At 64.9% G+C, this 12,455-nt stretch carries 14 protein-coding genes; 3 read left to right on the forward strand and 11 right to left on the reverse strand.

The window, feature by feature from the left end:
- Nucleotides 1-49: 49 nt before the first annotated feature.
- Both H0S73_RS20585 and H0S73_RS20590 read right to left on the reverse strand, forming a co-directional pair.
- A complete protein-coding gene (locus H0S73_RS20585; protein ID WP_181053890.1) occupies nucleotides 50-595 on the reverse strand; it encodes a VOC family protein in 546 nt (181 codons plus the stop codon).
- 75 nt (nucleotides 596-670) lie between these two features.
- Nucleotides 671-1,144, reverse strand: coding sequence for a MarR family winged helix-turn-helix transcriptional regulator (locus H0S73_RS20590; protein WP_246389123.1), 474 nt, complete (start codon nucleotides 1,142-1,144; stop codon nucleotides 671-673).
- 100 nt (nucleotides 1,145-1,244) lie between these two features.
- Here H0S73_RS20590 and gstA point away from each other — a divergent pair, with 100 nt between their 5' ends.
- Nucleotides 1,245-1,859, forward strand: coding sequence for a glutathione transferase GstA (gene gstA, locus H0S73_RS20595; protein WP_181053892.1), 615 nt, complete (start codon nucleotides 1,245-1,247; stop codon nucleotides 1,857-1,859).
- A gap of 77 nt (nucleotides 1,860-1,936) precedes the next feature.
- Here gstA and groL read toward each other — a convergent pair whose 3' ends face one another.
- The 3 genes from groL to H0S73_RS20610 form a co-directional block, all read right to left on the reverse strand.
- A complete protein-coding gene (gene groL / locus H0S73_RS20600; protein WP_181053893.1) occupies nucleotides 1,937-3,583 on the reverse strand; it encodes a chaperonin GroEL in 1,647 nt (548 codons plus the stop codon).
- A gap of 54 nt (nucleotides 3,584-3,637) precedes the next feature.
- Entirely contained in the window at nucleotides 3,638-3,925 is a 288-nt protein-coding gene (groES, locus tag H0S73_RS20605; protein WP_114945189.1) for a co-chaperone GroES, read from the reverse strand.
- A 228-nt stretch (nucleotides 3,926-4,153) separates the two neighbouring features.
- Nucleotides 4,154-4,999, reverse strand: a complete 846-nt coding sequence (locus H0S73_RS20610) for a DMT family transporter (protein ID WP_181053894.1) — start codon at nucleotides 4,997-4,999, stop codon at nucleotides 4,154-4,156.
- Nucleotides 5,000-5,206: 207 nt separating this feature from the next.
- On the opposite strand from H0S73_RS20610, the gene H0S73_RS20615 reads away from it, so the two are divergent.
- Both H0S73_RS20615 and H0S73_RS20620 read left to right on the forward strand, forming a co-directional pair.
- Complete coding sequence (locus tag H0S73_RS20615; RefSeq protein ID WP_246389125.1) at nucleotides 5,207-5,971, forward strand: L,D-transpeptidase; 765 nt, start codon at nucleotides 5,207-5,209, stop codon at nucleotides 5,969-5,971.
- A 118-nt stretch (nucleotides 5,972-6,089) separates the two neighbouring features.
- The gene (locus tag H0S73_RS20620; RefSeq protein WP_181053895.1) at nucleotides 6,090-6,419 is read left to right on the forward strand and encodes a DMT family transporter; all 330 of its coding nucleotides are present in this window, start codon (nucleotides 6,090-6,092) and stop codon (nucleotides 6,417-6,419) included.
- A 48-nt stretch (nucleotides 6,420-6,467) separates the two neighbouring features.
- Here the strand turns inward: H0S73_RS20620 and H0S73_RS20625 are convergent, their stop codons facing one another.
- The 6 genes from H0S73_RS20625 to H0S73_RS20650 form a co-directional block, all read right to left on the reverse strand.
- Nucleotides 6,468-7,196, reverse strand: coding sequence for a DUF2076 domain-containing protein (locus H0S73_RS20625; RefSeq protein ID WP_181053896.1), 729 nt, complete (start codon nucleotides 7,194-7,196; stop codon nucleotides 6,468-6,470).
- A 56-nt stretch (nucleotides 7,197-7,252) separates the two neighbouring features.
- Complete coding sequence (locus tag H0S73_RS25875; protein ID WP_181053897.1) at nucleotides 7,253-7,834, reverse strand: NUDIX domain-containing protein; 582 nt, start codon at nucleotides 7,832-7,834, stop codon at nucleotides 7,253-7,255.
- Nucleotides 7,835-7,844: 10 nt separating this feature from the next.
- The gene (locus H0S73_RS20635; protein ID WP_181053898.1) at nucleotides 7,845-8,696 is read right to left on the reverse strand and encodes an SDR family NAD(P)-dependent oxidoreductase; all 852 of its coding nucleotides are present in this window, start codon (nucleotides 8,694-8,696) and stop codon (nucleotides 7,845-7,847) included.
- 166 nt (nucleotides 8,697-8,862) lie between these two features.
- Complete coding sequence (locus H0S73_RS20640; RefSeq protein ID WP_181053899.1) at nucleotides 8,863-10,371, reverse strand: chromosome partitioning protein ParA; 1,509 nt, start codon at nucleotides 10,369-10,371, stop codon at nucleotides 8,863-8,865.
- 100 nt (nucleotides 10,372-10,471) lie between these two features.
- Entirely contained in the window at nucleotides 10,472-11,827 is a 1,356-nt protein-coding gene (gene glcF / locus H0S73_RS20645) for a glycolate oxidase subunit GlcF (protein ID WP_181053900.1), read from the reverse strand.
- A 9-nt stretch (nucleotides 11,828-11,836) separates the two neighbouring features.
- Nucleotides 11,837-12,454 (reverse strand): DUF2585 domain-containing protein, encoded by a 618-nt coding sequence (locus tag H0S73_RS20650; RefSeq protein WP_181053901.1) that lies wholly within the window; start codon nucleotides 12,452-12,454, stop codon nucleotides 11,837-11,839.
- Nucleotide 12,455 lies beyond the last annotated feature (1 nt).

Raw genomic sequence — 12,455 nt, forward strand, 5'->3', positions numbered from 1 at the left:
CTCAGAGACACGCGATGGGCGGCCTTATTCCCGGTTCGGGGACATTTTTTCACCGGCCCATCGCGTTGAAGCCGTTCTCGTCGATGGGCTCGCGCAGCTCGATGCGATGGCGGCCGTTGTCGCGGATCTGCGCCGTCCGGAAGCGGCCGTCGAGTTCGTCCTCGGGGGCTTGAAGGATGTCGACTCCGGCCTTGCGCAGACGAGAAACCTCCTTGTCCACATCGGGAACGATAAGGCTGATGACCGGCAACCGCGTGACCGCGACACCGCCGGTCGCATCGGGATCCTGATCCTGCTGCAGCAAATGATCGACTTCGGTCACTTCCAGGAGAAAGCCGCTGCGCTCCAGAACGGCCCTGCGTCCCTGCACGAAATTCTCGGAGCCGATCAGCCGAAACCCGAGCTTGTCCTGGTACCAGCTCAGGGTCTCGTCGAAATCCGGCGTCCGGATGGAGGTGGAGCTGGGACGCGAGGTCGCCGCCGATTGCGCCTGAGCCGAAGACAAATCCGAGATGACGAGGGCCGCGAGGAGGAGACCCAGGCCGGCCAGGATGCAGCGCAGCGATCGGGTCGAGAGTGAGGAATTGGGTTTCACGGGGGATCCCTCGTCGGCAGGAACTTAGCCGTCTTCTCTCATGAACGCCCTACGGTCCAGATCGTTCGTGGAAGCTCAGGCATTCTCGGAATGCATCAGCTTCAGCAGGAGGGCCGCGAGCTGCTCCGCCTCCCCATCGGAGAGCCTTCCGCCGACGAAGCGGCTGATGGCCGGGCCGTAGACGCTCCACATGCGCCGCTGGAGCAGGCGCCCTTCCTCCGTGATCTCCACGAGCTGGCGCCGCCTGTCGCCGGGATAGGGTATGCGGCGCACAAGGCCTTCAGTCTCCATCCGGTCCAGGAGGCGGGACAGGTTGTACTGCTCGAAGAGCACCGCGTCCTCGATTTCCCGCGGCGAGGCACGGCCATCGGACCGGCGCTTCAGGTGCAGGAGCACATCGTACCAGGTCAGGGGCGGGAAACCGGCGCATTTCATTTCCGCCTCGATCCGGCCGACCACATCCCTCTGCGCCCGGATGAGGCGGACCCAGGCATCGGTCACCGCATCCGACGGCTCCTGCACATCTTGCGCCACGGCAAAGACCCTCATGCTTCTATGCAACTGCATCATGTTTGACATTTCGATGCAAGTGCATATTAATATCCATGCAACTGCATAAAAACTCTCACCTCCCTCCAAGGATCATCCCATGAAGCTTTACTACACCCCCGGCGCCTGCTCGCTCGCTCCCCATATCGTGGCCCGTGAAGCCGGCCTTCCGGTCACTCTCGTGAAGGTGGACCTCGCAAAGCACCTCACCGAGACCGGCGAGAACTTCCGCGCCATCAACCCCAAGGGCTATGTGCCGGCCGTCGCCTTGCAGGACGGCTCCCTGCTCACGGAGGCGGCCGCGATCATCCAGTATCTCGCCGACCAGCAGCCCGGCACAGGCCTCGCCCCCGCCAACGGCACGACGGAGCGCTACCGCCTGATCGAGTGGATCACCTTCATCAGCTCCGAGATCCACAAGGGTTTCGGTCCGCTCTGGAACCCCGCTACTCCGGACGCCATGAAGGCCGCCACGAAGGACCGTCTCGCCAACCGCTTCGCCTATCTCGACGAAGTCCTGGGCAAGCAGCCCTTCCTGATGGGCGAGACCTTCACGATCGCCGACGCCTATCTCTTCACGGTCGTGAACTGGACGAACGTCCACCAGATCGACATCTCGTCGTTCAAGAACCTGAGCGCCTTCATGGCCCGCGTGGCCGAGCGCCCGAAGGTGCAGGAAGCGCTCGTGGCCGAAGGCCTGAAGCAGGCGGCCTAAGCTTTTCATCGGCAGCGCAAACGAAAAAGCCCCGGAGTTTCCTCCGGGGCTTCTTCATTTCTACGGATGCGTAGGGCTTAGAAGTCCATGCCGCCCATGCCGCCCATGCCGCCGCCCGGCATGGCCGGAGCGGATTCGCGCTTGGGAGCCTCGGCGACCATGGCCTCAGTCGTGACGAGCAGGCCGGCCACGGAAGCCGCGTCCTGCAGGGCCGTGCGGACGACCTTCGCCGGGTCGACGATGCCGGCCTGGAGCATGTCCACGAACTCTTCCGTCTGGGCGTTGAAGCCGAAAGTGTCGGACTTGGCGTTGTCGTTGATCTTGCCGACAACGATCGAGCCTTCCACGCCGGCGTTCTCGGCGATCTGACGGATCGGAGCCTCGAGGGCGCGCAGCACGATCTTGATGCCGGCCTGGACGTCCGCATTGTCGGTCGTCAGCTTGGCAACCGCGCCCTTGGCGCGCAGGAGAGCCGTGCCGCCGCCGGGGACGATGCCTTCTTCCACCGCAGCGCGGGTGGCGTTCAGGGCGTCGTCAACGCGGTCCTTCTTCTCCTTCACCTCGATCTCGGTCGCGCCGCCGACGCGGATCACCGCGACGCCGCCTGCGAGCTTGGCCAGACGCTCCTGGAGCTTCTCACGGTCGTAGTCCGAGGTGGTCTCCTCGATCTGCGCCTTGATCTGAGCCACACGAGCCTCGATGTCGGCCTTCTGGCCGGCGCCGTCGATGATCGTGGTGTTCTCCTTCTCGATGCGAACGCGCTTGGCGCGGCCGAGCATCGGGAGCTGAACGGTCTCGAGCTTGATGCCGAGGTCTTCGGAGATCGTCTGACCGGCGGTCAGGACGGCGATGTCCTCGAGCATGGCCTTGCGACGGTCGCCGAAGCCCGGAGCCTTCACGGCGGCGATCTTCAGGCCTCCACGCAGCTTGTTGACCACGAGGGTGGCGAGCGCCTCGCCTTCCACGTCCTCGGCGATGATGAGGAGCGGCTTGCCGGTCTGCACCACGGCCTCGAGGATCGGCAGCATGGGCTGGAGCGACGAGAGCTTCTTCTCGTGGATGAGGATGTAGGGATCCTCAAGCTCGGCCACCATCTTCTCGGCGTTCGTGATGAAGTACGGCGAGAGATAGCCGCGGTCGAACTGCATGCCTTCCACGACATCGAGCTCGGTCTCGGCGGTCTTGGCTTCCTCGACGGTGATGACACCTTCGTTGCCGACCTTCTGCATGGCATGGGCGATCATCTCGCCGATGTCCTTGTCGCCATTGGCGGAAATCGTGCCGACCTGGGCAACCTCGTCGGACGAGGCAACCTTCTTGGCGCGGGCCTGGATGTCCTTGATCGCCTCGCCGACGGCGAGATCGATGCCGCGCTTGAGGTCCATCGGGTTCATGCCGGCGGCCACAGCCTTGGCGCCCTCGCGGACGATGGCCTGGGCCAGAACCGTCGCGGTCGTGGTGCCGTCACCGGCGATGTCGTTGGTCTTCGAGGCCACTTCGCGCACCATCTGGGCGCCCATGTTCTCGAACTTGTCGGAGAGTTCGATCTCCTTGGCGACGGTGACGCCGTCCTTCGTGATGCGCGGAGCGCCGAAGGACTTCTCAATCACCACGTTGCGGCCCTTGGGACCCAGCGTGACCTTCACGGCATCGGCGAGGATGTCCACGCCACGGAGCATCTTGTCGCGAGCGTCCGAGGAAAACTTAACGTCTTTGGCAGCCATGGGCTATGCCTCCAGTTAAATTGGGAAACTTGGAAAGAAGGGCGACCGGCTCGATTAGCCGACGATGCCCATGATGTCGGATTCCTTCATGATCAGGAGGTCCTGACCGTCGATCCGCACCTCGGTGCCGGACCACTTGCCGAACAGGACGCGATCGCCGGCCTTCACGTCGAGAGCGGCAACCTTGCCGTTCTCATCGCGGGCGCCGGGGCCGACGGCGACGACTTCGCCCTCTTGCGGCTTTTCCTTGGCGGTGTCCGGGATGATGATGCCACCGGCCGTCTTCTCTTCGGCTTCGATGCGGCGGACGACAACGCGGTCGTGCAGCGGACGGAACTTCATGGAACTTCCCCTTTGACGATAGGCGCGACCCCTCTGGCCGCGCCGGTCTCCTGGCTGTTAGCACTGTTCGTTGACGAGTGCTAACGCTGGCCGCGAGATAGGCATATGCGCCGAGGGAGTCAAGACACCTGCCCTTGGGGCAATGTCAGAAAATCGACCCTAGCCCTTTATAGATAACGGTCATGACTGTCCCGGAAGACAGCCGACGGGCGGCCCGGAGCCGATCCGCTAGCGCCGCGACGTCATGGCGGCCGCGGCCACGATGAGGATGCCGCCGCCGAGGGTGGCCCAGGTGGGGATCTCGCTGAAGACCCCGTAGCCGATCAGCACGGCCCAGATCAGGGCTGTGTATTCGAGCGGAGCGAGCCGCGCCGCCTCGGCCTTGGCATAGGCGGTCGCCATGAGCACGTGGCCGATCACGCCCAGGACACCCATCAGAGCGAACCAGGCCAGGTGCTCGTAATGCAGGGGCTGCCATGCCCACAGGCCGAAAGGCGCCACCAGGAGGAAGGGTCCGATATTCTGGAAGATGACGATGTGCAGGAACTTGTCCCGCTGGGCGCGCTGGCGCAGCAGCACGAGGCTCAGCGCATACGTGATCGCCGACAGCAGAGCCGCGCCGACGCCCGTCCACGAGCGGGCCGCGCTGGCCTCCCCCGTCTGGCCGAGGACGACCACGAGGGTCCCGAGAAACCCGATGCCGATGGCGCCGACGATCCGGCTGTCGACCCTCTCCCGGAGCATCAGCATCCCGAACAGGGCGATGAACATCGGCGACAGGAACGACAGGACGAGGGTCTCGGCGAGCGGCAGCTGCCCCAGGGCATAGAAGAAGCTCAGGGCCGTGATGACCGCGATCACGGACCGGATCGCATTGGCCGCGACGGTCTCCCGGTTGGGCCAGCCCGGCTTGAGGACGGCCACGACGCCCGCGACGACGATGCTTCCGCACATGAAGCGCAGGAACGCCACCTGGAGGGTCGGATAATGAGCGGACATCCCCTTGATGACCGCATCCATGATGGAGAGAACCGCGATGCCAGCGGCCGCCCGGAGGGCGGGACCGAATTTCATGATGTCACGACGATGTGAAAGCCGGCGTCCGGGATGAGCGCCGTCGAAGGAAGAGGTTCTTACCGCACTTTCCCCAGCGGTTCACTCCCCTTTTCGGAGCATCGTCAGGAAAGCTCTCCTGCGCTTCCTGTTTAAATTCATCCAGCTTGGCGGAAACAAAAGCCGCGCTTGCCGTTTATTCTGCAAATCACCGATAAGGATACGTCAATGCGCGCTTGGATCCCTTGCTCTGCAATGCTTCTGGCCGTCCTTCTGCCGGCCGCCGCCTCGGCGCAGCCGGTCTATGGAAACGGCAATTTCTACGGCAATACCTACATCGCTCCGGGCTACGACTACCCCTACGCACGCACGGAGGATGGCTATCGCGAGGGCTATCCTCTCGTGACCCGTCCGTCGGCTCGCGCCTCCCGGGCCGAGCGCATGGCGGGCTATCCCTACGACGTGACCACCACCGGCAGCACGGTCGCCTCCCTGCCGCAGGATTACGGCAACGGCACGGGCTACGACAACAGCATCGATTACGCGATCGCGCCGCAGTTCCAGCGCCAGCTCGTATCCTATCGTGGCAACGAGCGTCCGGGCACGATCGTGGTCGATACCAACAACAAGTTCCTCTACCTCGTTCAGGACGGCGGCCGCGCCCTCCGCTACGGCATCGGCGTGGGCCGCGAAGGCTTCGAATGGCGTGGTCGGCAGACCGTTTCCATGAAGCGCGAATGGCCGTCCTGGCGTCCGCCGGCCGACATGCTGCGCCGCCGCCCGGACCTTCCCCGCTTCATGGAAGGCGGGCCGGACAATCCGCTCGGCGCCCGCGCGCTCTATCTCGGCTCCACGCTCTACCGCATCCACGGCACCAACGAGCCGCACACCATCGGACAGGCCGTCTCGTCGGGCTGCATCCGCATGCTCAACGACGACGTGGTCGATCTCTACAGCCGCGTGAAGGTCGGAACGAGCGTGGTCGTTCTCTGATCGCGCCACATACGCAACGTGCAGTCACGCAGGATGGCTGGGCTTGTCCCGGCCATTCGCTTTTGGGAATCGCGCCTCGCCCGGTGTAAAGCTCTGCGGCCGCCACTTGGGAGCCGCCATGAACTACGTCTATCTCTTCGTTGCCATCGTCAGCGAAGTCATCGCGACCTCGGCCCTGAAGGCGGCCGAAGGCTTCTCGCGCTTCTGGCCTTCCGTCGTCGTGATCCTCGGCTATGGGATCGCCTTCTATTGTCTCTCCCTGACCACGCGCACGATCCCCATCGGCATCGCCTATGCGATCTGGTCGGGCGTCGGCATCGTGCTGATCGCCCTCGTGGGTCTGCTGCTCTATCGCCAGTCCCTGGACGGCCCCGCCGTCATCGGCATGGCGCTGATCCTGAGCGGCGTGCTGGTGATCAACCTCTTCTCGAAGACGGCAGGTCATTGATACGAAAACGCCCGCCGGATGGCGGGCGCTTCCGAAAGCTCGCTGCGTTTAGGCCCAGTCGCCCTCGTCTCCGCCGTCGCCGCCGAAGTCCGAGAAGTCCTGCTCGTTGTCCTGCGGCTCCTGGCCCTGGTTCGGGTAGAGCCCATCCGTGATGCTGCCGAATCCGGCATTGTCCGCCGACGCCTGATCCGTGCCGCCGAGGCCCGCCAGGGAGGATGCGTCGCTCAAGGGATTGTTGTTGCCGCTGAAGGCATGGCTCAGGGCATTGGCGATCATCATGCCGCCCGCGACGCCCGCCGCGGTCGTCAGCGCGGTCCCGAGGAACCCGCCGCCACCCCCGCGCTGCATGCCGCCCCAGGGGCCGGGCGCGCCGCCCATCATCGGGCCGCCCTGCGGAGCGCCGTAGGGCGGCTGCTGCGGCTGAGGTTGAGGCTGGCCCCAGGGCGAAGCCTGCCGGGCCGGCGGTGCGTTGTAGGCGGGCTCCGGCGGGCGCGACGCGCCACCGCCGAAGATGCTGGACAGGAAACCGCCCTGCTGCTGTGGCGGCTGGCGGCTCATCCGGTCGAACTCGGCGCGCAGCCGCTCGTTGTCGGCCTGGAGATTGCCCAGCGCCTGTTCCTGAACGAAGACCGCCTGGGCCAGGGCATAGGGCGCATAGGGCTGGCGGCGCAGCTTCTCGGCGATGTAGCGCTCCGCCTCCGGATCCCGCGGCTGGTTCGCCACCTGCTCGAGACGCTGGAAGATATCGTCGATGACCTGCCGTTCCTGATCGTTCATCGCATGCCTCCTTCAAGGAATGTTGGAGAAGGATGTAAGCATGCCCCTGTCCTTTGTCAGGGGCGGACAAGCCCGAGCGCGCGCATATTCCGTAAGCCCTGCGGCGCTATGTTCTCCAGATCCTGAAGGTCGCGCCACTCGGCGCCATGCACCTCCCGCAGATCGGGCCGGAGAGCATCCTGCTCCGATGCCCGCACCACATAGCGGATATCGTGATGCCAATGCTCGGGCTCGTCCCGTTCCGGCCGTGCCGGGATGCGGTGGCTGTCGATGTCGACGGGCAGACCCGCCTCCCTGTGCCAAGGGTCGATCGCGAGGTCGGGCATGCCGGTCTCCTCGACGGCCTCGCGCAGGGCGGAGCCCATCAGGTCGTCCGGCGGCTCGTAATGGCCGCCGGGCTGCAGCCATCGCTCCAGAGCGCGATGGTGGATCAGAAGGATGCGCTGCCCCGTCCGGTCGAGGATGAAGGCCGACGTGGTGACATGGCCCGGGAAGGTCCGGCGCGAATGGATGTCGTCCCCGGCCTCGATCTGGCGCCGCAGGACCGCATGCCGTTCATCGGGCAGGCCGAAGGCCCCGGCGTGCTCGTTCAGGATCCTGCCGACGTGGCGGCGGAAGGCTGCCGGATCGAAGTTCACGACGGTTCTCTCAGCCTTCCATCACCTTGGCGAAGGCATCCTTGTAATCGGGATGCCAGCGCGAGAGCGGCGGACGGTTCTCGATGAGGTCCTCGGCGGCCCAGCGGATGCGCTTCTCGTCCATCTCCCTGGTCGTCTCGTTGTCGGGGCAGAGCACGTAGAAGTCGCCTCGCTCCAGGGCCGGCAGCAGGAAGTCGATGACCTGCTCCGGCTCCCAGGCGCCGGCCGGCTTCTCGGTGACGCCTCTCGCCTTGGTGAAGCCTGTATAGACGAAGCCCGGGATGAGGAGATGGGCGCTCACCCGGCAATCGGGCCGGTTGCGCAGCTCGTGGGCCAGACCTTCCGTGAAGACCTTCACGCCCGCCTTGGAGATGTTGTAGGCCGTGTTGCCGGGCGGCGTGGTGATGCCCTGCTTCGATCCGGTATTGATGATCGCGCACGGGGTTTTCTGATCGATCATGGACGGCGCGAAGACCTGAACGCCGTTGATCACGCCCCAGAGATTGGTCTCCAGGATCGCGTGCCAGCGCTGCAGGTTGCCGAACATTTCCCCACCGCCCTCGGTGCCGGCATTGTTCATGAGCAGGGCCACCTCGCCAAAGGCGGTATGGACCCGTTCCCTGAGCTTCTCGACGTCTCCCAGCCGGCTGACATCGGTGGCGGCGGCGAGCACGTCCTCCGGCTTGCCGGCCACGCGCTTCACGTCTTCCTCGGCGCGCCGGAGGGCCTCGCCCTCGAGATCGGCCAGGCAGACTTTCATGCCGAGCTCCGCGAACCGCTTGGCGGCCGCGAGACCGATGCCGCTCGCGGCTCCGGTGATGACGGCGACGCGGCCGGGGGCGATTGCTGGATGCTGAGCCATCGTGGGGATCCTTCATGCCTGCCGTGGAGGCGTTGGCGATTCGACGATGGGGCCAAAGTGGCGCGCAACGGCTCGTTCGCCAAGGTGGATCAAGCCCTGCGCTCGACCACGGCCTATCCAAAAAAGAAAAAGCCCCGCATCTCTGCGGGGCCCTGGAGGTAGTACGCTACTCCGCGTCCGGCGATTTCAAGGGCCGGACATTCGTCTCGAATTCCTCCTCGTCGAAGAGGCTCGGATCCTCCTCCTGGGTGTCGAGGCGGGTCTTCTTACGCAGGGCCACGTATTTCTTCTGGATCTTGGTGCGGCTCTCGCGGGCGATTTCGAGGGCGCCCTGCATGAGGGAGCGCTCGGCCTTCTCGTTCTGCAGCTCCTCGGTGAGGCGGCGGTTGGCGGCCTCCAGGGTGTTGCGGTCCTGCTCGAAGCGCTTGGTGAGCTGGTCGATGCGCTCGGAGAGGCTCGCCACCTTGTTGTCGGAGCTTTCGATCTGGAAGTCCTTGGCCGCGATGGCCTTGCCCAGCATCTCGACGCGCTCCTGCAGCTCGATGCGCGAGCGCTGAAGCTCGTTGACCATGGCCACCTGACGCTCGACTTCCTGTTGGGTCGCCTCCAGGCGGCGGTCGAGGGTGTTCTTCTCGATGCTCGTCTCTTTGAGGTTGCGCTCGACGCCGCGCAGGGCCTCGTTCTTGTCGCGCAGCTGGTCGCGGGTATGGGCCAGGATCTTGTCGGTCGCGGCCAGACGGGAGTTGAGCCCCTCGATCTTCATGTCGAGCGCCGAAAGGTCCGTCTGATGAGCCGAGCGCTCGGAATCGATCTGGGTCTCCAGACGCTGGCGCAGCACCTGCTCGGCCATGAGCTTGGTTTCGAGCTCGGAGGCGCGCTGGCGCGTGGCCTCGAGCTGGGTTTCCAGCTCGCCATAACGGTTGGTCAGGCTGGAGAGGCGGTAATTCTGCTCCTCCGCCACCTTCTGCAGGCGCTTGACCTCGTGATCGAGCAGGCCGTTGCGCTCACGGGTCTCGATGAGTTCCCGCTCGGCGCGGGCCACCGTCTGGTCCGCCTCCTGCGCTTCGATGCGCAGGGCCTGGTTCTCCTCGGTGATGTTGCGGGCGCGCTCGGTCTCGATGGAGAGCTGGTTCTCCAGGTCGGCGACGATGGCCTCCTTGTCCTTCACGTTGAGGCGCAGGTCCTCGATGAAGGATTCCTGCTCGCGGACTCTCGTTTCCGCCTTGCGCAGCTGCGAAACGGCGGAATTCAGGTCGTCCACCGTCCGGGCGTGGAGGCCGCTGAGGTCTGAGAGTTCCCGGCGCAGGGCCACGGTCGTGTCCGTTTCCTGCCGGAGCACCGCCTCGGTTTCGAGAAGGCGCGACTGAAGCTGCGGATAGCTGCGGATGAGATCGTTCACCGGCTCGTTGAGGAGGGCGAAGTCCTCCTTGAGGCTGCGGATCTCCTCCAACCGGTCGATCATGTTGGCGAAGCGGACGCGGATCAGCTCGTTCTTCTGACCGACCGAATCGAGCGCCACGTTGGGGCGAGCGGCGATCACCTCGCCCTTTTCGGACGCCGCGACGGGCGCGGAAACGGCCTCGACGCTCTCGCCCCCCTCGTGCAGGGAGCCGATGACGGCCTCTTCCTGCTTCTTGCCAAAACGGCTCCTGAACGATGTCCAACCCGAAGACATGTGCCGGTCCTTACGCCCCTGAAATTCATACTTTCCTAACTTTTAGCTCAGATGGCCGCGTTTTGGAAATAGAATTTCGTTGCGTAAGAATGTAGCAGCCTCACTGTGCCGGAATGGTTAACGTCTGAGAGGCGCGCTTTCCGAACCCTGCCGCCTCCAAGGTTTCCGGCATGGGACCACCGGTCGCCCAGTCGAGGAGTTCGACCGTATGGACAATGGGGATGTCCGTCCCCTTGCCGATCTGGGTCATGCAGCCGATGTTGCCGGTGGCGATGAGGTCGGGCTTGGTGCGCTCGATATTGGCGACCTTGCGGGCCCGGAGCTGGGCGGCGATCTCCGGCTGAAGCAGGTTGTAGGTGCCGGCCGATCCGCAGCAGATATGCCCTTCCGGCACGTCCTTCACCGTGAAGCCCGCCTGCTTCAGCAGGGTTTTCGGCTCGGTGCGGATCGCCTGCCCGTGCTGCATCGAGCAGGCGGAATGATAGGCGACCACGAAGTCCGTCTCGCGCACCGGCTCCATGAGCGTCAGGGACGTGACATACTCGGTGATGTCCTTGGCGATCGCTGAGACCCGGGCCGCCTTCTCGGCATAATCCGGGTCCTCCCGGAACATGAAGCCGTAATCCTTGATCGTCGTGCCGCAGCCCGATGCCGTGATGATGATGGCGTCCAGCCCCTCCCCGTCCATCTCGGCGATCCAGGCGTCGATGTTGCGCTTGGCGAAGCCGTGGGTCTCCTCGTCGCGGCCCATGTGGTGGACGAGGGCGCCGCAGCATCCCTCCCCCTTGGGCTGGATGACGTCGACGCCGTGCCGGTTGAGGAGACGGATGGCGGCCTCGTTGAAGCCGGGCTTGAGCACCGGCTGGGCGCAGCCGGACAGGATGGCGACCCGGCCCCGGCGCTCCCCGTGCCCCTTGAAGGTGCCGGGCTGGTCGAAGGGCGAGCGGGTGGGCGCCTTCGCCGGCGCGAGGTCGATCATCGCCTCCAGACGCTTGCCGAGGAACGGCAGCCCGCCGATCACGCCCTTGAGGGGCTTGGCCAGCATCGCCGCGCCGAGCGCGAAGCGGAAGCGTCCGGGATAGGGCAGCACGCTGGCGAGAACCCAGCGCAGGAGCCGGTCATGCCAGGGCCGCGTATAGGTGGCCTCGATGTAGGCGCGGGCATGATCGACCAAGTGCATGTAATGCACGCCGGACGGACAGGTGGTCATGCAGGACAGGCATGAGAGGCAGCGGTCGATGTGCTTGACCACTTCCGGAGATGCGGGCTTTCCGCTCTCCAGCATGTCCTTCATCAGGTAGATGCGCCCGCGCGGGGAATCGAGCTCGTCGCCGAGCAGCAGGTAGGTCGGGCAGGTGGCCGTGCAGAATCCGCAATGGACGCAGGTCCGGAGGATCTTCTCCGAACTGGCCATGGCGGGATCCCTGAGCTGGTCGGGCGTGAAGTTGGTTTGCATCGTTTTATCTCACAGCGCCCCTTGCCATTGATTGATGGCCTCAATGGGATGGATCAGCATGATGATGTTCAGAATGAGATTGTCGCGGATCCAGAAACCCACGAAAGCCTCCATAAACGCCGCCACCACGACCGTCAGCCAGACCGGCCAGATCCGGGCCAGCGCGAACCCGATCATCATGGCGATGATGTCCGACACCGAGTTGATAACGCTGTCGCCATAATAATCGAGCGCGATGTTCGTCGCACGATAGCGGTCGATGACGGTGTTGGTGTTCTCGGCGATCTCCCAGGCGCATTCGATCCCGATCGCGACGAGAAGTGCGATGCCGAGCGGCAGCGGCTTTCCGATCAGGCGCCCAAAGGCCCAGAGGCCGCCATAGAACAGAAATCCATGGATCACGTGGGAGGGCGTGTACCAGTCCGTCAGGTGCTGGGAATTGCCGGAATCCTTCACGACCCCATGCCACAGCTCGATGGTGCCGCAGGTGCAGATCGGCGTGCGGCCCATGGCCAGCAGGATCGCGGCGGTGAGCGCGACGAGCCCGAGCGCGACCCCGGCCCCGAGAGCCTCCCGCGATTTGCCTGGGGTCCTCGCCTCCGTTGCGGGGGAAGCCGTGACCGCCATG

The sequence above is a fragment of the Microvirga mediterraneensis genome, assembly GCF_013520865.1.
In the GTDB taxonomy this organism is placed as follows: Bacteria; Pseudomonadota; Alphaproteobacteria; order Rhizobiales; family Beijerinckiaceae; genus Microvirga; species Microvirga mediterraneensis.